The 17,869-nt window shown below is 70.5% G+C and carries 18 protein-coding genes and 1 pseudogene; 10 read left to right on the top strand and 9 right to left on the bottom strand.

Annotated features, from left to right (window positions below; genetic code table 11):
- Positions 1-30: 30 nt before the first annotated feature.
- On the top strand, positions 31-1,314 hold the full coding sequence (cobA, locus tag AB0D32_RS18420; protein ID WP_357091164.1) for a uroporphyrinogen-III C-methyltransferase: 1,284 nt from the start codon (positions 31-33) through the stop codon (positions 1,312-1,314).
- A 141-nt stretch (positions 1,315-1,455) separates the two neighbouring features.
- Here the strand turns inward: cobA and otsB are convergent, their stop codons facing one another.
- A complete protein-coding gene (otsB, locus tag AB0D32_RS18415; RefSeq protein WP_357091162.1) occupies positions 1,456-4,059 on the bottom strand; it encodes a trehalose-phosphatase in 2,604 nt (867 codons plus the stop codon).
- Positions 4,056-5,456, bottom strand: coding sequence for a trehalose-6-phosphate synthase (locus tag AB0D32_RS18410; RefSeq protein WP_357091160.1), 1,401 nt, complete (start codon positions 5,454-5,456; stop codon positions 4,056-4,058). Before AB0D32_RS18410 ends, otsB begins: the two co-directional genes overlap by 4 nt.
- Positions 5,457-5,789: 333 nt before the next feature.
- Here AB0D32_RS18410 and ettA point away from each other — a divergent pair, with 333 nt between their 5' ends.
- The 4 genes from ettA (at position 5,790) to AB0D32_RS18390 (ending at position 9,345) form a co-directional block, all read left to right on the top strand.
- On the top strand, positions 5,790-7,466 hold the full coding sequence (gene ettA / locus AB0D32_RS18405) for an energy-dependent translational throttle protein EttA (protein WP_357091370.1): 1,677 nt from the start codon (positions 5,790-5,792) through the stop codon (positions 7,464-7,466).
- A 21-nt stretch (positions 7,467-7,487) separates the two neighbouring features.
- Positions 7,488-7,934 carry a thioesterase family protein gene (locus AB0D32_RS18400; RefSeq protein ID WP_357091158.1) on the top strand — a complete coding sequence of 149 codons (447 nt, stop codon included), beginning with the start codon at positions 7,488-7,490 and terminating at the stop codon, positions 7,932-7,934.
- Positions 7,931-8,608, top strand: coding sequence for a hypothetical protein (locus AB0D32_RS18395; RefSeq protein WP_357091156.1), 678 nt, complete (start codon positions 7,931-7,933; stop codon positions 8,606-8,608). Before AB0D32_RS18400 ends, AB0D32_RS18395 begins: the two co-directional genes overlap by 4 nt.
- 149 nt (positions 8,609-8,757) lie before the next feature.
- Positions 8,758-9,345, top strand: a complete 588-nt coding sequence (locus AB0D32_RS18390) for a YbjN domain-containing protein (RefSeq protein ID WP_357091154.1) — start codon at positions 8,758-8,760, stop codon at positions 9,343-9,345.
- Positions 9,346-9,539: 194 nt separating this feature from the next.
- Here the strand turns inward: AB0D32_RS18390 and AB0D32_RS18385 are convergent, their stop codons facing one another.
- The 5 genes from AB0D32_RS18385 to AB0D32_RS18365 form a co-directional block, all read right to left on the bottom strand.
- Complete coding sequence (locus AB0D32_RS18385; protein ID WP_357091152.1) at positions 9,540-9,929, bottom strand: globin; 390 nt, start codon at positions 9,927-9,929, stop codon at positions 9,540-9,542.
- Positions 9,930-10,026: 97 nt separating this feature from the next.
- The gene (locus AB0D32_RS18380) at positions 10,027-11,436 is read right to left on the bottom strand and encodes an MFS transporter (protein ID WP_357091150.1); all 1,410 of its coding nucleotides are present in this window, start codon (positions 11,434-11,436) and stop codon (positions 10,027-10,029) included.
- Between the two features lie 230 nt (positions 11,437-11,666).
- The gene (locus AB0D32_RS18375) at positions 11,667-12,689 is read right to left on the bottom strand and encodes a mechanosensitive ion channel family protein (protein WP_357091368.1); all 1,023 of its coding nucleotides are present in this window, start codon (positions 12,687-12,689) and stop codon (positions 11,667-11,669) included.
- 114 nt (positions 12,690-12,803) lie between these two features.
- A complete protein-coding gene (locus AB0D32_RS18370) occupies positions 12,804-13,130 on the bottom strand; it encodes a hypothetical protein (RefSeq protein ID WP_357091147.1) in 327 nt (108 codons plus the stop codon).
- Between the two features lie 178 nt (positions 13,131-13,308).
- On the bottom strand, positions 13,309-14,022 hold the full coding sequence (locus AB0D32_RS18365; protein ID WP_357091145.1) for a hypothetical protein: 714 nt from the start codon (positions 14,020-14,022) through the stop codon (positions 13,309-13,311).
- A gap of 83 nt (positions 14,023-14,105) precedes the next feature.
- On the opposite strand from AB0D32_RS18365, the gene AB0D32_RS18360 reads away from it, so the two are divergent.
- The 4 genes and pseudogenes from AB0D32_RS18360 (at position 14,106) to AB0D32_RS18345 (ending at position 15,181) form a co-directional block, all read left to right on the top strand.
- Positions 14,106-14,252 carry a hypothetical protein gene (locus tag AB0D32_RS18360; protein WP_357091143.1) on the top strand — a complete coding sequence of 49 codons (147 nt, stop codon included), beginning with the start codon at positions 14,106-14,108 and terminating at the stop codon, positions 14,250-14,252.
- Positions 14,253-14,267: 15 nt separating this feature from the next.
- Positions 14,268-14,441, top strand: a pseudogene (locus AB0D32_RS18355) (transposase); the annotation flags it as partial.
- 3 nt (positions 14,442-14,444) lie between these two features.
- Entirely contained in the window at positions 14,445-14,597 is a 153-nt protein-coding gene (locus AB0D32_RS18350) for a winged helix-turn-helix domain-containing protein (RefSeq protein WP_357091366.1), read from the top strand.
- Positions 14,561-15,181: a transposase gene (locus AB0D32_RS18345; RefSeq protein WP_357091141.1), complete on the top strand. Its 621-nt coding sequence runs from the start codon at positions 14,561-14,563 to the stop codon at positions 15,179-15,181. Before AB0D32_RS18350 ends, AB0D32_RS18345 begins: the two co-directional genes overlap by 37 nt.
- A 233-nt stretch (positions 15,182-15,414) precedes the next feature.
- Here the strand turns inward: AB0D32_RS18345 and AB0D32_RS18340 are convergent, their stop codons facing one another.
- Together AB0D32_RS18340 and AB0D32_RS18335 are read right to left on the bottom strand one after the other, a co-directional pair.
- Positions 15,415-15,942, bottom strand: coding sequence for a hypothetical protein (locus AB0D32_RS18340; RefSeq protein ID WP_357091139.1), 528 nt, complete (start codon positions 15,940-15,942; stop codon positions 15,415-15,417).
- A 282-nt stretch (positions 15,943-16,224) separates the two neighbouring features.
- Positions 16,225-16,686, bottom strand: coding sequence for a hypothetical protein (locus AB0D32_RS18335; protein ID WP_357091137.1), 462 nt, complete (start codon positions 16,684-16,686; stop codon positions 16,225-16,227).
- Between the two features lie 630 nt (positions 16,687-17,316).
- Between AB0D32_RS18335 and AB0D32_RS18330 the strand changes: the two genes are divergently transcribed.
- Positions 17,317-17,850: an HNH endonuclease gene (locus AB0D32_RS18330; RefSeq protein WP_357091135.1), complete on the top strand. Its 534-nt coding sequence runs from the start codon at positions 17,317-17,319 to the stop codon at positions 17,848-17,850.
- The last annotated feature ends 19 nt before the right edge of the window (positions 17,851-17,869 follow it).

Raw genomic sequence — 17,869 nt, 5'->3', positions numbered from 1 at the left:
AACCATCCGGCCCGGCGGAGAGGGAGCGGCGTGAGCGGCAACCCGTACCCGCTCGGCCTGCGGCTCGCCGGCCTGCGGGTGGTCGTGGTGGGCGGGGGAACGGTGGCCACCCGGCGGGTGCCGGCCCTGCTCGACGCCGGCGCACACGTCCTGCTCGTCGCGCCGGAGCTGACCCCGGCGCTGCGGGCGCACGTCGACGCCGGACGGCTGCACTGGGCGCCGCGCCGGTTCGCCCCCGACGACCTGGACGGGGCGTGGCTGGTCCAGGTCGCGGTCGACGACCCGACCGCCGCCGCGTCGGTCAGCGCCGCCGCCGCCGAGCGACGCATCTTCTGCGTACGCGCCGACGACCGCGTCGCCGCCACCGCGTGGACCCCGGCGGTGACCCGGCACGGGCCGGTGACCGTGGCGGTGCTCGGCGGGGGAGACCCGCGCCGGGCGATGAGCGTCCGCGACGCGATCCGCGACCTGCTGGAGGTAAGGAAGGGCCCCCTGTCAACGCCTGCGGTAGAGGAAGGGTCCCTGCCTTGCACCCGGGGCGGGCGGGTTGCGTTGGTCGGGGCGGGGCCCGGTGATCCGGAGTTGATCACCGTGAAGGGCTGGCGGCTGCTCACCGAGGCGGACGTGGTGGTCGCCGACCGGCTGGTGCCGGGGCTGCTCCTCGACGAGTTGCGGGCCGACGTCGAACTCGTGGACGCCTCCAAGATCCCGTACGGCCCGTCCCGCGCGCAGGAGGAGATCAACCGGATCCTGGTGGACCGGGCCCTGGCCGGGAAGTTCGTGGTCCGGCTCAAGGGCGGCGACCCGTACGTCTTCGGCCGGGGCGGCGAGGAACTGCTGGCCTGCGCGGCGGCCGGTGTCCCGGTGACCGTGGTGCCCGGCGTGACCAGCTCGATCGCCGCCCCGGGCGCGGCGGGCATCCCCGTTACGCACCGGGGGGTGGCCCACGAGTTCACCGTGGTCTCCGGGCACGTCGCGCCCGACTCGCCGGCATCCCTGGTCCGCTGGGACGCGCTGGCCCGGCTGCGCGGCACGCTGATCGTCCTGATGGGGCTGAAGAACCTGGCGGCGATCACCGCGACGCTGGTCGCGCACGGCCGGCCGGCGGAGACGCCGGCCGCCGTGGTGCAGGAGGCGACGACCGGGGCGCAGCGGGTGCTGCGTTCCACGCTCGGCGAGGTGGCCGCCGACGTGGCCGCCGCGGGGCTGCGCCCGCCCGCGGTGGTGGTGCTGGGGGATGTGGTTTCGGCCCTCGCCGGGGCTGAGCTTGAGGGATTTCCGGGGAGCCCGCTCGCTCCGGACGGTCAGGCTTGATCCCTCCGCGAGCGGGCTCCCCGGAAATCCTTCGTGGGCGCGTTGTCCGTGCGTTGGCTCGGGTTTGGACCGGGCAGGGTCTGACGGGATGAACGACGGCGGCCGGAGACGTGGTCTCCGGCCGCCGTTTAGCTGGTCAGGTCACTGCTTGAGCATGTTGTCCAGCAGCAGGGCACAGCGGATCAGGCCGAGGTGGCTGTAGGCCTGCGGGTGGTTGCCCAGCCCGCGTTCGGCCAGCGGGTCGTACTGCTCGGGCAGCAGGCCGGTGGGGCCGGCGGTGTCCACCATCTGTGCGAACAGCTCGTCGGCGTCGGTACGCCGCCCGGTGCGCAGGTACGCCTCGATGAGCCACGCCGTGCAGATGTGGAAGCCGCCCTCGCGCCCGGGCAGGCCGTCGTCCCAGTGGTAGCGGTAGACGACCGGGCCGCTGCGCAGATCCGACTCGATCCGCAGGACGGTGGAGAGGAAGCGCGGGTCGTCGCCGGGGAGCAGGCCGGACAGCCCGATCCACAGCGACGAGGCGTCCATGTCCTCGTCCCCGTACGCCACGCTGTACGCCTCGACGGCCTCGTGCCAGCCGTACTCCAGCACGTTGGCGCCGATCCGGTCGCGCAGCTCCACCCACTCGGGCCGGTCCTCGCCGCCGTGCTGGCGCATCACGTGCAGCGCCCGGTCGACGGTCATCCAGCACATCACCTTGGAGAAGATGTGGTGCCGAGGGGGGAGGCGGGCCTCCCAGATGCCGTGGTCGGGCTCGTGCCAGCGGCGGCGGACCGCCTCGACCATGTTGTCCAGCACCCGCCACTCGTCCTCGCGGACGGAACCGCGGGCGTCGGCCACGGCCGCGATGAGGTCCGCGATCGGGCCGAAGACGTCGAGCTGGAGCTGGTGGTTGGCGAGGTTGCCGACCCGGACCGGCCGGGAGCCGGCGTAGCCGGGCAGGGTGTCGATGACCGCCTCGGCGCCCAGCTCGTAGCCGTCCACCGTGTAGAGCGGGTGCAGCCGCTCCGGGTGCCCGCCGGTGCGTTCGATGCACCCGTCGACCCAGCGCAGCAGCGCCTCGGCTTCCTCGATCGAGCCAAGGTCGACCAGGGACCGTGCGGTCATCGCCGCGTCCCGCAGCCAGCAGTAGCGGTAGTCCCAGTTGCGGACTCCGCCCAGTTCCTCCGGCAGCGAGGTGGTCGCGGCGGCCAGGATCGAGCCGGTGGCCTCGTGGCAGAGCCCGCGCAGGGTCAGCGCGCTGCGTACCACCAGGTCCCGTGCGGTGTTCGGCAGCCGCAGGCTGGCCACCCAGTCCTTCCACGGCTGTTCGGCCAGGGCCTGCCGTTCGTGCACGGGCAGCCGGTGGTGTTCCAGGCTGTGGGTGGCGAAGCGCAGCTCCAGCACGACCTGCCCGCCGGCGGCGGAGAGGTCGACGACCGCCTTGGCCGTCTCGTAGCCGCCGTCGTTGGTGACCTCCCACTCGACCCCGGGCGAGTAGAGCGCGACCGGCTCGTTGGAGCCGAGCACCAGCAGTCCGTCGCCGATCGGCTGCAACTGCACCGCGACCTGGCCGAACTCGGGGCGGGGCGCGAACTCCACCCGGGCCCGGCCGGAGCCGGTGAGCACCCGGACCAGGGTAGAGTCGCCGGTGACGACGGCCGGACCGTCGGGCGTGGTCTCCTTGGCCGGCTTGTCGAGCCAGTCGGTGACGGTGAGGCCCGACCACCGGGTCTCGACGGTCATCGTGCCCGAGCGGTAGCGCTGGCCGAGCGGGATGCCCCCGCGTTCGGGCGAGACGCTGAAGTGCCCGGCCGGGCTGCCGCCGACCAGGTCGGCGAAGATCGCCGCCGAGTCGGGCTTGGGGTGGCAGAGCCAGGTGACCTTGGCCTCGGGGGTGAGCAGGGCCACCGTCCGCCCGTTGGCCAGCATCGAGTGGCGCTCGATGGGCACCGCGCGCTCGCCGAAGAGCCAGTGTCGGCGGGTCTCCAGCAGCAGGCCGAGGGCGCGGGCGGCCTCGATCGGCTCGGCGACCCGGTAACCGGCCCTGGTGTCCCCGGGCCCGATCTTGATGCCGACGTCCGGCCCGTGCAGGTTGCCGAAGGCGTTCTCGTCGGTGACGTCGTCGCCGATGAAGAGCACCGCGCTGGCGGAGAGCTGGGTGCGCAGCTGGTCGACGGCCGTGCCCTTGTGGGTGGCGACCACCGACAGCTCGATGACCTCCTTGCCCTGGGTGACCGTGACGTCGTCCCAGGTGGCGGGGCCGCTGCGGACCGCCTCGATGGCCGCCGCCGCGATCTGCGGATCCACCCCCCGGGTGTGCACCGCGACGCTCGCCGGCTTGCGTTCCAGCCGGATGCCGGGGTGGGCCGAGGCGATCTCGCGCAGCGCGTCGCGCAGCCGGGTGCGGACCGCGATCAACTCGGGGGAGAGCCGCTCCACGAAGCCGATGTCGAACTCGGAGCCGTGGCTGCCGACCAGGTGGACCTCGCTGGGCAGCCGGGAGAGCGCGGCCAGGTCGCGCAGGGCCCGCCCGGAGACCACCGCCACGGTGGTCTGGGGCAGGGCGGCCAGCGCCCGGACGGCCGCCACCGACTCCGGCAGCGGTACGGCCTTGCTCGGGTCCTCCACGATCGGCGCCAGGGTGCCGTCGTAGTCGCAGGCGATCAGAAGCTGGGGCACCCGGGCGATCCGGCCGATGGCCGCGCGCAGTTCCGGGTCCATGGAGCCGGCCGCCGGGGTGACGATGTCCGTGGCGGCGTTCACGCGTCCTCCGTCTGAGGCACACCGAGTTCGGTGAGGAAGGACTTCGCCCAGTGACCCACGTCGTGGGTGCGTAGGTGGCGTTGCATTGTCCGCATTCTGCGGCGTGCCTCCGGCTTCTCGACATGCACGGCCCGCAGCAGGGCGTCCTTGACCGCGTCAGGGTCGTGCGGGTTACACAGGAACGCCTGACGCAGCTCGGTGGCGGCGCCGGCGAACTCGCTGAGCACGAGTGCACCGCCCTGGTCGGCGCGAGATGCGACGTACTCCTTGGCTACCAGATTCATTCCGTCTCGCAGCGGGGTCACCATCATCACGTCGGCGGCGGCGTACATCGCGGCCAGTTCGGTGCGACTGTACGACTGATGCAGATAATGCACCGCCGGCACGCCGACCCTGCCGAATTCGCCATTAATCCGACCAACTTCGCGCTCCACCTTGACGCGAAGCGCCTGGTAGTGCTCCACGCGCTCGCGGCTGGGCGTGGCGACCTGCACCATAACCGCGTCGGGAACTGTCAACTTTCCGTCAGCGAGCAGTTCGCGGAAGGCCTTCAGGCGCAACTCGATGCCCTTGGTGTAATCCAGCCGGTCGACGCCCAGGATGATCGTCTTCGGGTTGCCCAGCTCCTCGCGGATCTCCTTCGCGCGGGCCTGGATCGCCGGGTCGGCGGCCAGCCGCTCCATCTCCTTCGTGTCGATGGAGATCGGGAACGCGCCGGCCTTCACCTGGCGGCCGTCGACCTGGATCATCTGCCCCTCGTAGCGCAGCCCGAGCAGGTGCCGGGCCAGCCGGACGAAGTTCTGCGCGGCGAGGCGCTGCTGGAACCCGACCAGGTCGGCGCCGAGCAGCCCGCGCAGGATCTCGGTGCGGAACGGCATCTGCATGAACAGCTCGATCGGCGGGAACGGGATGTGCAGGAAGAAGCCGATCCGCAGGTCCGGCCGCAGCTCGCGGAGCATCGCCGGGACGAGCTGGAGCTGGTAGTCCTGCACCCAGACCGTCGCGCCCTCGGCCGCGACCTCCGCCGCGGCCTCCGCGAAGCGGGCGTTGACCAGGCGGTACGCCTCACGCCAGCGACGCTTGTAGGCCGGCGTCTCCACCGCGTCGTGGTAGAGCGGCCAGATCGTCGCGTTGGACTGGCCCTCGTAGTAGCGCTCCAACTCCTCCGCGCTCAACGGCACCGGGTGCAGCCGGATGCCCTCCAGGTCGAAGGGCTCGGGAGCGGCGCCGGTGCCGCCGGCCCAGCCGACCCAGGTGCCCTGGTGCTCGGCGAGGACGGGGTGCAGTGCGGTCACCAGCCCTCCGGGGCTGCGACGCCACTGCCGTCCTTCGGGGGTGCTCACCTCGTCGACGGGTAGCCGGTTCGCCACTACGACAAAGGAGCTGCGGACGGTCACGTTCGGCCACCTCCGGGTGCTGACGGGTCAACCGCGAATGAGCGTACTGAGCGTAGCTGCGGCTTCTGGGGCCCCGTGCCGGAGTCACCTACCCATCCCACGATCGTCCAACCACCGACGTGATCTTGTCGATACCCCTGCTCGGGAAGCAGGGGTCACCCGGCGCGTCCGGGGCGTCGGGGGCGGGGTGATGTGGGCGCGGCGCCGCGTACCTGTCAGGATTGACGATGGCGTGCGTGCGGCCGATCAGCGGCCGGCGGCGGCGGGCGGAGGTCGAAGCCCGCGTCCGCGCCCGCCGGCCCCCAGTCGCAACCTATGGAGGTAGCCCGCACCGTGGCCCAGTACATCTACGTCCTGGAAAAGGCGCGCAAGGCGCACGGCGACAAGGTCGTGCTCGACAACGTGACGCTGAGCTTCCTGCCGGGGGCCAAGATCGGTGTGGTCGGCCCGAACGGCGCCGGTAAGTCCAGCCTCCTCAAGATCATGGCAGGGCTGGACAAGCCGAGCAACGGCGAGGCCCGGCTCATGCCCGGCTACACCGTCGGCATGCTCGCCCAGGAGCCCCCGCTCAACGACGCCAAGACCGTCCTCGGCAACGTCGAGGAGGCGGTGGCCGAGACCAAGGCCAAGCTGGAGCGGTTCAACAAGATCGCCGAGCAGATGGCCACCGACTACTCCGACGAGCTGATGGAGGAGATGGGCAGGCTCCAGGAGGAGCTGGACCACGCCGACGCCTGGGACATCGACTCCAAGCTCGAACTGGCGATGGACGCGCTGCGCTGCCCGCCGCCGGACGCCGACGTGACCCAGCTCTCCGGCGGTGAGCGCCGCCGCGTGGCGCTGTGCAAGCTGCTGCTGGAGGCACCCGACCTGCTGCTGCTCGACGAGCCCACCAACCACCTGGACGCGGAGAGCGTCTCCTGGCTGGAGCAGCACCTGGCCAAGTACGCCGGCACCGTCATGGCGATCACCCACGACCGGTACTTCCTCGACAAGGTGGCCGGCTGGATCCTGGAGCTGGACCGCGGCCGGGCCATCGGCTACGAGGGCAACTACTCCACCTACCTGGAGAAGAAGGCCGCCCGGCTGGCTGTCGAGGGGCGCCGCGACGCCAAGATGAAGAAGCGGCTCACCGAGGAGCTGGAGTGGGTCCGCTCCAACGCCAAGGCGCGGCAGACGAAGTCCAAGGCCCGCCTCGACCGCTACGAGGAGATGGCCACCGAGGCGGAGAAGACCCGCAAGCTCGACTTCGAGGAGATCCAGATCCCGCCGGGCCCGCGCCTGGGCAACACCGTGATCGAGGCGCAGGGCCTGAGCAAGGGCTTCGGCGACCGACTGTTGATCGACAACCTGTCGTTCTCGCTGCCGCGCAACGGCATCGTCGGCATCATCGGCCCCAACGGCGTCGGCAAGACCACGCTGTTCAAGACCATCGTCGGGCTCGAGCAGCCGACCGACGGCGAGGTCCGGGTCGGCCCCACCGTCTCGCTGTCGTACGTCGACCAGAACCGGCAGGGCCTCGACGGTGACAAGAGCGTCTGGGAGGTCGTCTCCGACGGGCTCGACCACCTGATGGTCGGCAAGGTCGAAATGCCGTCGCGGGCGTACATCGCCGCGTTCGGGTTCAAGGGGCCGGACCAGCAGAAGCCGACCAAGGTCCTCTCCGGCGGCGAGCGCAACCGGCTCAACCTCGCGCTGACGCTGAAGATCGGCGGCAACGTGATCCTGCTCGACGAGCCGACGAACGACCTGGACGTGGAGACCCTCTCCAGCCTGGAGAACGCGCTGCTGGAGTTCCCCGGCTGCGCCGTGGTCATCTCCCACGACCGGATGTTCCTGGACCGGGTCGCCACGCACATCCTGGCCTGGGAGGGCGACGACGAGAACCCGGCCAAGTGGTTCTGGTTCGAGGGCAACTTCGAGGCGTACGAGAAGAACAAGATCGACCGGCTCGGCGCCGAGGCGGCCCGCCCGCACCGGGTGACCTACCGCAAGCTGACCCGTGACTAGCAGCACGGATCGCTGCCTGACATGAGTGACCGTTTTGTTTACCACTGCACGCTGCGGTGGTCCGACCTGGACGCGTACGGCCACGTCAACAACTCGCGCTTCCTCACCCTCTACGAGGAGGCGCGGGTGGCGTTGATGTTCGCCGGCGGCCGGGCGTGGGGAGTGGGCTCGTTCGCCGACGGCGTCGTGATCAGTCGGCACGAGATCGACTACCTGCGTCCGATCGAGTACGCCCTCGGCCGGGCCACCGCGGAGGCCGCCCCCACCGTGCGCATCGAGCTGTGGGTGGAGGAGATCCGGGGCGCGTCCTTCACCGTCGCCTACGAGCTCTTCGACGGCGACGTCCTGGCCAGCCGTGCCCGCTCGGTGCTGGTGCCCTTCGACCTGACCCGGCAGCGGCCCCGACGGATCACCCCGGAGGAGCGGGCGTTCCTGCTCACGTACGCGCCGCAGGGCGGGGTGGCATGACGGCGGACGGTGGGCACGGGATCGCGGACGCCGCCGACGCGGAAGCCTTCCTGGCCCGGCTCGTCCGGCTGGACCGCGACGCGCCGGTCCGGCTCCGGGCGACCGGGGCGACGGGGCGTACGGCCCTCTGGGGCCGCCTGCCCTGGGGCGTGCTGGTCGTCCGGACGGTGGCCGGCGCAGGCCCCGGCGACGTCACGGTCTCGGCCGGCGAACTGCTGGCCGAGCTGGCGGCGGGGGGCGGGGCCCTGCCGGCGCGGCGGGACGAGCGGTGGCGGTGGCCGCTGCCGCCCTCGGCGAGCCGGCGGGTGGAGACGCTGCCCGGCGCGGAACTGCGGCGGATCGCGACGGCGGCGGCGGGTGCCCTGCGCGACGCCAGCACGCACGGCGTGGCGGGGCGTGCGGTCGGGCAGCGGGCGCTGCGTGACGCGCTGCTCGACCACGTGCCGGTGGTGGTCACCCCTGACGACCCGCCAGGCGAGCCGGTCGAGGTGACCCAGCGGCTGGTCCAGGGGTTGGTCCGGATGGGCTTCCTCGGTGCTGCCGAGGGGTCAGCCGAGACGGGCGGTGGTGGAGACGTACAGGTACGGACGGTTGGCCGATGGGTCGGCCTGGTGGGACCGTACGGAGCGATCTGGTCGCAGAAGGCCACGGATCTTGCCCTGCGGCCCGTCTGAAATCATCCGTTCGGATGACCCGTAGTCATTCTTCTGTCCTGGTGCTGGCGTTAGGGGGGTGCTTCAACTCGGCTGTCCGGGTACCGTCCATCCTCGGATCCAACGCAACGTAGGCGACTGGATCCGCTGGGGAGTGAGGTGCGCGAGCGATGCCGTGGTGGTCATGGCGCCCCGGTCCCGCCAACGGCGGCGGTGATCCGGAAAGGCGGAGCGGGATCACAGTGGAGAGCACCGTCCGGGTCGGGCCACCGACCCCCCGTCAGCCGGGAGACGACTGCCCGCCGACGGAACGAGCCGTGATCGCGGAGATGCCCGCCACGGTCGAGCAGGTCACCCTGTGCCGCGTCCGCGAGGCACTCGACATGCTCGACGTGCGCTACCTCGCAGACGGCGACGGCAACCTGCTGGCCATGTGGGAGCGGCACGCCGTGCTGGTCACGCTGGAGGGTCCGGAGGACGAGATCCTGGTGATGCGGGCGCGTCCACACGCGACGGTTCCGCCGGACTGGGCCGACCGCGCCTACCGCGTGGTCAACGAGTGGAACCACACCCGCCGCTTCTGCAAGGCCTACATCGGCGACCCGACCGAGCGCGGCCAGTTGCCGATCTACGCGGAGTTGCAGGTGCCGTTCAGCGCCGGGGCGCACGACGCCCTCCTGGTCGAGATGCTCGACTGCGGAGCGGCCGTCGCCACCAGCTTCGTGGACTGGCTGCACGACGAGGGCGCCCTGCTCTGACCCGTCCGACGCCCGTCAGCCGTCGACCGGGCCGTCAACCCGCCGCTTCGGCCGTCGTCGCCCCAGTGGGTCGTCAGCGGACGCGCCGGCCGGGCTGTCAGGCGGGCTGTGGGCCCGTCGCGGCCCCACGGCGTGTTTCGACCCGCCCGGGTGGGCCGCCAGGCGTCCACCGGGACGCGTGGCGGCTGGCACCGTCAGGCCGGCCCGGCCGGGTCCTCCATCACGTTCACCATGAAGTAGGCGGCGCGCTCCAGGTAGTCCCACAGCGCGGTGGCGATCTCCGGCGGCAGGTCGAGACGGTCGACGGCGCGGCGCATGTGGCGCAGCCACGCGTCCCGCTCGGCGGCCCCGATCCGGAACGGCGCGTGGCGCATCCGCAGCCGCGGGTGCCCCCGCTGCGCCGAGTACGTGTTGGGGCCGCCCCAGTACTGCATGAGGAACAAGGTCATCCGGTCTGCGGCCGGGCCCAGGTCCTCCTCGGGATACATGGGGCGCAACAGCGGGTCGGTGGCGATCCCGGCGTAGAACTCGTCCACCAGCTTGCGGAAGGTGGGCTCGCCGCCGACCGCTTCGAAGAGGGTCATCGACGCACCGGGACGGTCTGAATCACCTGCGGCATTCACCGTTCCATCCTGCCAGGTGCCGCGCCGGGGGGCCGGGGGGTGGCGGCTGTGGATCGGGTCACCGTGTGCCGCTGGTGTCCCGCCTCGCCGGGGCGACCGCCCAGTGGCCTGCCGACTCGCCGTGCCGTTCGTCCTCGGACGGCCCCCGTGCGCTCGTCGGGCCGATGGGGCCGGCCGGCCCGGGCACCGCCCCGCTCGCCTGCTGGGCCGCCGCGACGGCCGCGTCGATCGTCGGGCGGCTCGGCCAGCGTAGGGCGACGAGCGTCATCAGCAGCACCCCGACGGCGCTCCACACCCCGACCACGAGCGGGATGGAGTATCGCTCGGCCAGCAACCCGGTGACCAGGACGGCCATGCCCTGGATGACCTGGACGCCGGTTGCCATCACGCCGAAGGCGCGGGCCCGGAAGCCGTCCGGCAGGGCCTGGACGAAGAGCCCGTTTGCCACCGGCAGCATGCCGGCGACGGCGAACCCGCAGGCGGCGGCGAGCAGCGCCACCACCAGCGGCGGCGGGTCGAGCAGGGCCGGCACCAGGGCCAGCGGGGAGAGCACCGCCAGCGGTCGCATCAGGCTCAGCCGGCGGTCCGGCCCGAACGCCCGGCTGACGATCAGGCCGCCGAGGATGAAGCCGACGGGGTTCGCCGCCATGATGATGGCCTGGGCGGCGCCGGCGTCCAGGCGGCCGGCGTGCTCGCTCGCCCAGGCGGCGGCGAGGCCCTCCGGCACCACCGAGAAGAGCATGGCGGCGAAGACCAGCAGGGCGATGGCCCGCAGCACCGGGGTGCCGAACACGATCTGGAAGCCCTGCGCGGTCTCCCGCAGCAGGTGGCTGCGGTGCGCGGCGGTCATCGCCGGCGGCCGGTCCGCCACGCCGAACCGGACCAGCGCGGCCGACAGGGCGAAGGTCGCCGCGTTCACCAGGAGCGCCGCGGTCGGGTTGAACGCGGCGATGGCGGCGCCCGCCAGGTAGCCGACGACCTGGGCGGCCTGGCCGACGCTGCTGATCATCGAGAGCCCGACCACCAGGCGGTCGCCGGTGAGGATCAGGGGGATCAGCGCCGACTTGGCGGCCTGGCTCGGTGGATTGGCGAGCGTGGTGGCGAAGAGCAGGGCCAGGATCACCGGGATGGGCATGCCGGGGATGGCGATGCCCACCATCAGCACCATCCGGACGACGTCGCAGATCGCCATGACCTGCCGGTATCGGTGCCGCTCCGCGAGCGTGGCGAGCAGGGGGCCACCGACCAGCCAGGGCAGGTAGCTCACCGCGAAGGCGGCGGCGGAGAGCGCGACGGAGCGGGTCTCCTCGTAGACCAGCAGGGTGACGGCGGCCTTGGCGATGTAGTCGCCGATCCAGGAGAGAGCGCTCGCTGAGAAGACTGCGCCGTATTCGCGATTGGCGAACACCTCGCGGAAGGTTGCCGGCCCTTCCGGGGATGGTCGCTCGTCGGGCACCGTCGCCTCCATCGTTCCCTGGGCGGGCCACTCGTGATGGACGGCCCGGGAAACCGTCGTCAGATCTGCGGATCAGCGAGGACGTGATCACGCTCCGGGGAGCGCGTGCACCGGATTTTGCCCGATCGTCCGACGACTGGCTAGGGCGAAGGGGTTGATCGTCGCATCTCCGACTGAACGAACGGACGATACCCGAGGGGCCACCCGGCTCGCGACCCCCGCCGCCCGTCGCCCTGCGAACCTCAGGTGGCGCCGCCCTGCCCGGTCTCGCCGGGGGCGCGGACCGGCAGGCCGGGATAGAGCCGGGCGGCGGCGATCTTGGCAGTGATGCCCGAGTTCTCCAGCGACTCGGCGAGCCGGCGGCGCAGCTCCCGGCCGACGGCGAACTGCCCGTCGGCGGTCGTCTTGACCACCGTACGGATGACCGCGCCGTCGACCGTCATCTGCTCGACGCCCAACACCTCCGGCGCGTCGACGATCTCCGGCGCCAGGTCGGGGTCCATCGCCACCGAGGCTGCGGCGGTCCGCAGCACGGCCGTGGCCTCCTCCGTGCCGGCGAAACCGATCGGCAGGTCCACCACCACGAGGGCCCAGCCCTGGCTCTTGTTGCCCACCCGGACGATCTCGCCGTTGCGGATGTACCAGAGCACGCCCCGCGCGTCGCGGACGGTGGTGACCCGCAGGCCGACCGCTTCCACCGCACCGGTCGCCTCGCCGAGATCCACGGTGTCCCCGACGCCGTACTGGTCCTCGATCAGCATGAACAGGCCGGCGATCAGGTCCTTCACCAGGCTCTGCGCGCCGAAGCCGAGGGCCACGCCCGCGATGCCGGCGCTGGCCAGCAGCGGGGCCAGGTCGAAGCTGAACTCCTTGAGGACCATCAGCAGCGCGATGCCGAAGATGAACGCGGTGCTCAGGCTGCGCAGCACCGAACCGATCGCCTCGGCCCGCTGCCGGCGTCGCTCCGGGACGAACTCGCCCGGCTCCACCGCAGCGGTGGGGATCCGCTCGCGCAGTGGCCGCAGCATGGTCGGCACGCCCGCGTCGGTCGTGGTGCGCACCAACCGGCTGATCGTCCGGTGCACCAGCCACCGTGCGGCGACCGCCAGCAGCAGGATCAGCACGATCCGCAGCGGCTTGAGCAGGATCCAGTAGCTGCCCTCGGCGAACCACACCGAGCCGGTCACGTCGTAGACGCCCTTGCAGAGGACGTCGTCCAGGCAGGTCGGCGACGGGGCCGGGTCCGGCGCGTCGACGACGGGCAGGGCGGGCGGCGTCAGGCTGGCAGCGGTCACGTTGTCTTCGTACCGCACGTGGCCGGGCCGGATCCCGCCGACCCTCCGCGCCGTGACCCGGCCGGCCCACCATGCCGAGGGGCGTCAGCGGAGGGGAGCAGGAAGCGGCACTTCCCCCCTCATCGCCTTCCCGGCCAACTCGATGCGCTGTGGGTGGAGAGTGTTGTCACCCAGCGGGTGGCCAGGCACCTTCATGCAGCGTTGGCCCGCCCGGGAGTCGCAGACCGGGCACTGGAGGAACAGTCCGCTGGACGGCACAAGATCAACGCCTTGGGTCAGGGCCGCCCGACCGATCTTGACGATTGCCTCGTAAAGGCTGTTGTCGTTGTAACGCGTGGCGGCTGCGGCTGCCTCCCGCATTCCTTCCCAGAACTGCTCGGCGGCCCTTGGCTCGTCCAGGTCGATGCGCACGGGCGGGAGTTCCCGCCCCCGGGCCGGCAAAACCTCGGTTGACTAACGAAATCCAGTGCACGTAGGTCTCCAACGTGATCCGCAGGCTGGCGTGCCGCAGTGCCTTCTGTACCTCCTGCGGCTCGACCCCGTTGCTCATTTAGGTCCCTCTGGTTCCTGGCGCGTCCGATCAGCTCGGTCAGGCCGAGGTGATCACCGTTACGGGCGAGCCGAAGGTGGAGGAGCCGGGACCGTGCGCGAGGCGGATCAGGACCCGGTTACCGAGCGGGGCGGCCAGGCGCACCACCACCTCGCGCTTCTCCGCGTAGGCCAGTCGAATGCCGCCCGGTTCGTCAAGGGGGACTACCACTGGCTTGACGAGCACCGCCGTGTCCGTCTCGAACACCTCGGCGTAGGGATAGTCGGCATATTGCTTGGGTGTGCCCGTGAACCGGTACGTCAGAGTGCGGCGGTCATCCGCGAGCACGGATTCCTCGTCACTGTAAGCGCTGAGGCCCGGCGGCCACCACGTCATCCGTCGTTTGAAGTCTGGGTCCAGGGCGATGAACGGCCATCTACGGTCCTCGGGATACATCATCCACGCCGGAAGCCCGCGGAGGCCCCGATCGGTGGCGAAGGGCCCGTTCGCCCGAATGAAGCGGGCCAACGGTCTCGGCGCCCCGGTCTGCAAATCGCGGCAGTAGTCGATCGCGGCCGGAACGATCTCCGGCGGTAACTCAGACTCCGGAACACCAGGGCCATCGAACAACGCTCGCCACCGGGTGTTCGCCTTGAGCCGGTCGAGCGCCACGACGCCCATCTCCGTCAGCACGAATGGGCGTGGCTTACGGTGGACCGGAAAACCCTCCCACTTCGCCAACGCCTGTCGGGCATGCTCCGCATCGATCCGCATGTCGGTCAGGCTACAGATCTTGAATGGCCAGGTTCGTCCGATGTGGTCTGTGTGATGGCCTTGGGCAGGGGTAGATCGATGGGATGAGGTATCCCGATGGAGGTGGGTTGTCCGCGCGGGGGCGGGCGAAGCGTGAGGCGGTGCGGCGGCAGGCGGCCGGGTGGTTCGCCGAGGACGTGTCGGTGCCGGAGATCGCGCGCAGGCTGCGGGTGTCGCAGACCGCGGTGTAGGGCTGGCGTCAGCGGTGGCGGGCCGGTGGTGAGCAGGCTCTGGCGTCGAAGGGGCCTGGTGGGTCTCGGTGCCGGCTGGATGAGGGGCGGCTGCGGCGGCTGGCCGATGCCCTGGAGCAGGGGCCGGCGGCGCATGGGTTCGGCGCCGATCAGCGGTGGACCCTGGCGCGGGTGTCGGACTTGATCGCTCGAATGTTCCGCACCCGGTACACGCTGCGTGGCACGGCGAACATCATGTATCGGCTTGGCTGGTCGGTGCAGGTTCCCGCGCATCGTGCGGTCGAGCGTGACGATGCCGGGATCGTCACTTGGCGGCGGGAGACGTGGCCGGCGGGAAAACGGTAGCGGCGCAGCGGCAGGCGTGGCTGGTCTTCGAAGACGAGGCCGGCCAGACGCTGCGCCCGCCAAAGGCGCGGACCTGGGGACGACGCGGCACCACCCCGGTCGTCCCGGTCTCGGGCAAGGGATCCGGTCGCGTCTCGATCGCCGGGTTGACCTGTTACCGACCCGGCCAGCGGTCGCGTTTCATCTACCGGACGATCGTGCATCGCGGCCGCAAGAACGAGCGCCGAAGCTTCAGCGAGCGCGACTACATCGCCCTGCTGGATGCCGCCCACCAACAACTCGACGGCCCGATCGTGTGTGTCTGGGACAACCTGAACACCCACGTCTCCGCCGCCATGCGGCAGATGATCGATGCCCGGAACTGGCTGACCGTCATCCGGCTACCGGCCTACGCCCCGGACCTGAACCCAACCGAGGCAGTGTGGTCCCACCTCAAACGCAGCATCGGCAACCTCGCCGTGACCGGCGTCGACCATCTCCTCGCGATCATCAAGAACCGGCTCAAGAGCATCCAGTACCGCACCGACCTACTCGACGGCTTCCTCGCTCACACCGGACTGACACTCGAACCCGACACAACCTGACCATTCAAGATCTGTAGCCACTCAGCGCTCGGCCGAGCGTCACGCACGTCCTGAGACCGGTTCGGCACGCCGGTCCTGAGACCCGACACTATGGCCGAAGCGTGTGCCTGGTCTCGCATGGTGGTTGACGAAACGGCGTCGCAGGACGCTTGACACGAGGTCGAGATCGATTAGGGCTTGTGTTGCCGTTCAGCGTAGGGCAGTCAGTTTGAGCGGGCGGGGCTTCCTGGTCGTTAGTCCTGCTGGCCCGGCCGGTTTTCGATGACGATGATCATCTCTTGGGTGTACTTGTCGAGGTCGTCGTGGAGCCATGCTTCGCCTGGGCGCAGTTGGTGGAAGCGGAAGGTTCCGTTGGTGTCGTTTGCGCTGGTGATGCAGCAGATCGGTGGCCTGTCGGGCAGGTTGGCGGCCAGGCCGATGATGACTCGGGACAGCAGCACGCCCTGTTTGAGCATGTGCAGTTGGTGTTCGTAGCTGATGTGTGGTGCGCCCTCGTCGTCGATGTCGACATGGATGACCGGATGGTCGTCGAGGTGCCAGGAGTTTCGCTGCGTTTCTCGGTAGGTGAGCTCGGTGAAGTCTGGGACCTTGAACGACAGCCCGGGGATGATCAGTCCGCCTCGTTCGTCGCGGGCCAGGCCTGCCGCGACGATCCTGAGGGCGAGCTCACCTACATCGATGTTGTCGAGGCCTGGAATGGCTGCGAATGGTTGATAGCCGAGGCCGCGGGCGGCTGCCTCGTTGAGCCGCATGCCGATCACTGCCGGAGCATGGCGTCCGGCATGGTCGGGGTCAAGGCAGTTACCGACGTTATGAGGCCGACCACGGCTCCCCACTTGACCGTCCAGACCCTCCACCCGCCGCGAACTTCTCGAACCTCAGGGTTTGATTCCGTGGCCTGTGCTTTCGTGGCCGCAGGCGGCCAGGGCGGGCAGGTCGAGGTCAGCGGCGGACCAGTTCAGAGCGGCGGCGGGATGGCAGAGGGCCGGCGCTGGTTGCGCTACGCCGGGCGGCTGCCGGGTGGTCTCTTCGGCAGCGCGCGCCTACTCGGAGGTCAGCTGCTGCGCCAGCCGATCCAGGCCGCCCTTGATCAGCTGCCCGTACTCGTCATCGCCAAGCGTGCCAATCCCCGCCTGCGCACTCTGGAGGTACTCACGGGCACGGCCGAGATCGCCGAGCTTGCGGTAGCACTCACCCAGGTTGAGGTGCAACGACGGATACAAACCGGCCACCGGCAGCGTCACCCCAGCCTGAGCAACCTGGGCATCGGTGAGCAAGTCGGCCGCCGCCAGCGCTCGCTGATCCCAGACCAACTCCTGGTGGACGTCGTCCTGCACATCGGCCATCGCGTGCGCGAGGACGCAAACGTGCAAAGGGTCGCCTCGCTCCCCGTCGATCTCATCCCAGATCTGCGCAAACAAGTCGCGAGCAGCCTCACGCTGGCCTTGATGATGATGCAACTGCACCCCTTGGTTAATGCGGGCGAGCGTTGCGTCGGTGATCATCGGCTGCTCCTGTACGGCTCATCTCGCGACGACGGCATGGATCGTACTTTGCTCGGGCCGAGCAAGCGGCTGAGTTCGTGTCTCATGGGATCTGGCGGCTCGGCGCACTCGTCTCACGGCGGCGACCACCCTGGTCGCAGCGCTGACAACCTTCGTCGGTGCTGTCGCGACCGTCGCGGCACTGTTCGTCGCCTGACGGCCAGGGAGCAGGGTCTACGTATGCTCTGCCCCCAGCCTGCTTTGGGCCGACAGCACGCTCATCGCCACCAGGCAGTGGGGCTTCCCACTTCACGTCAGGCACTCAAGTGATCTTGAGCTATCTTGATCAAGTTTATCCAACTCAATATGCACGCATGATCATCGGGCACGGATTCGGCACAACTGAGCCCGAAAACGGGTGTAAAACGTCAGGAGGCGTTGAGGAGTCCAGCCCCGCTCAGAGGCGGGATCTGCCCTTTCCGGGCGATGTCTACTTGGCTTCCGACATTAGTACGTGCAATCCGGGGGCCGATCAGGGACGATGGGCGCACGGACGTCGGTGATCCGGCCGGCGTCGGCCGTGTGGGTCGCTGTGCCCGTTCCCGGTCGGCGGTGGTAGGCAGGAGCCGCTGAACCGGGAGGGTGAACGCGATGCCTGACATACGACCCACGGTGGGCTCCGGTGCGCTGGTCCTCAACGCCACCTACGAGCCGCTGTGCGTCGTGTCGGTGCGTCGTGCCGCCATTCTCGTGCTCTCCGCCAAGGCGATCTGCGTCGCCGACGGCGAGGGCATCCTGCACAGCGCCCGCGACGCGCTGCCGGTGCCCTCGGTGGTCCGGCTCACCCGCTTCGTGCGGGTGCCCTACCGCACCCATGTCGGGCTCTCCCGCCGGGCCATCTTCGCCCGGGACAGCTGGCGCTGCGCGTACTGCCGGGGCCCCGCCGAGACGATCGACCACGTCTTCCCGCGCAGCCGGGGCGGCCGGCACGCCTGGGAGAACGTCGTGGCGGCCTGCGCCCGGTGCAACCACACCAAAGGCGACAAGACGCCGGCCGAGCTGGGCTGGCGGCTGCACGCGCTGCCGGCGGCCCCGAAGGGCACCGCCTGGCGGGTGCTCGGTCACCGGGCGCCGGATCCCCGCTGGGCCGACTGGCTCGACCTGCGCGAGCCCGAGGCCGCCTGACGAGAGGTCCTCGGCGTCC

The sequence above is a fragment of the Micromonospora sp. NPDC048170 genome, from assembly GCF_040652795.1.
In the GTDB taxonomy this organism is placed as follows: Bacteria; Actinomycetota; Actinomycetes; order Mycobacteriales; family Micromonosporaceae; genus Micromonospora.
The sequence above is the reverse complement of the archived record's forward strand: the minus strand, read 5'-3'. Positions and strand labels throughout refer to the sequence as shown.

Coding starts and splice junctions, on each gene's coding strand:
- AB0D32_RS18390 (WP_357091154.1), top strand. CDS start 8,758: ATGCCGTGGTGGTCATGGCGCCCCGGTCCCGCCAACGGCGGCGGTGAT.
- AB0D32_RS18385 (WP_357091152.1), bottom strand. CDS start 9,929: ATGACCCTCTTCGAAGCGGTCGGCGGCGAGCCCACCTTCCGCAAGCTG.
- AB0D32_RS18380 (WP_357091150.1), bottom strand. CDS start 11,436: ATGGAGGCGACGGTGCCCGACGAGCGACCATCCCCGGAAGGGCCGGCA.
- AB0D32_RS18365 (WP_357091145.1), bottom strand. CDS start 14,022: ATGCGGATCGATGCGGAGCATGCCCGACAGGCGTTGGCGAAGTGGGAG.
- AB0D32_RS18395 (WP_357091156.1), top strand. CDS start 7,931: ATGACGGCGGACGGTGGGCACGGGATCGCGGACGCCGCCGACGCGGAA.
- AB0D32_RS18400 (WP_357091158.1), top strand. CDS start 7,488: ATGAGTGACCGTTTTGTTTACCACTGCACGCTGCGGTGGTCCGACCTG.
- AB0D32_RS18360 (WP_357091143.1), top strand. CDS start 14,106: ATGAGGTATCCCGATGGAGGTGGGTTGTCCGCGCGGGGGCGGGCGAAG.
- AB0D32_RS18330 (WP_357091135.1), top strand. CDS start 17,317: ATGCCTGACATACGACCCACGGTGGGCTCCGGTGCGCTGGTCCTCAAC.
- AB0D32_RS18350 (WP_357091366.1), top strand. CDS start 14,445: ATGTTCCGCACCCGGTACACGCTGCGTGGCACGGCGAACATCATGTAT.
- AB0D32_RS18335 (WP_357091137.1), bottom strand. CDS start 16,686: ATGATCACCGACGCAACGCTCGCCCGCATTAACCAAGGGGTGCAGTTG.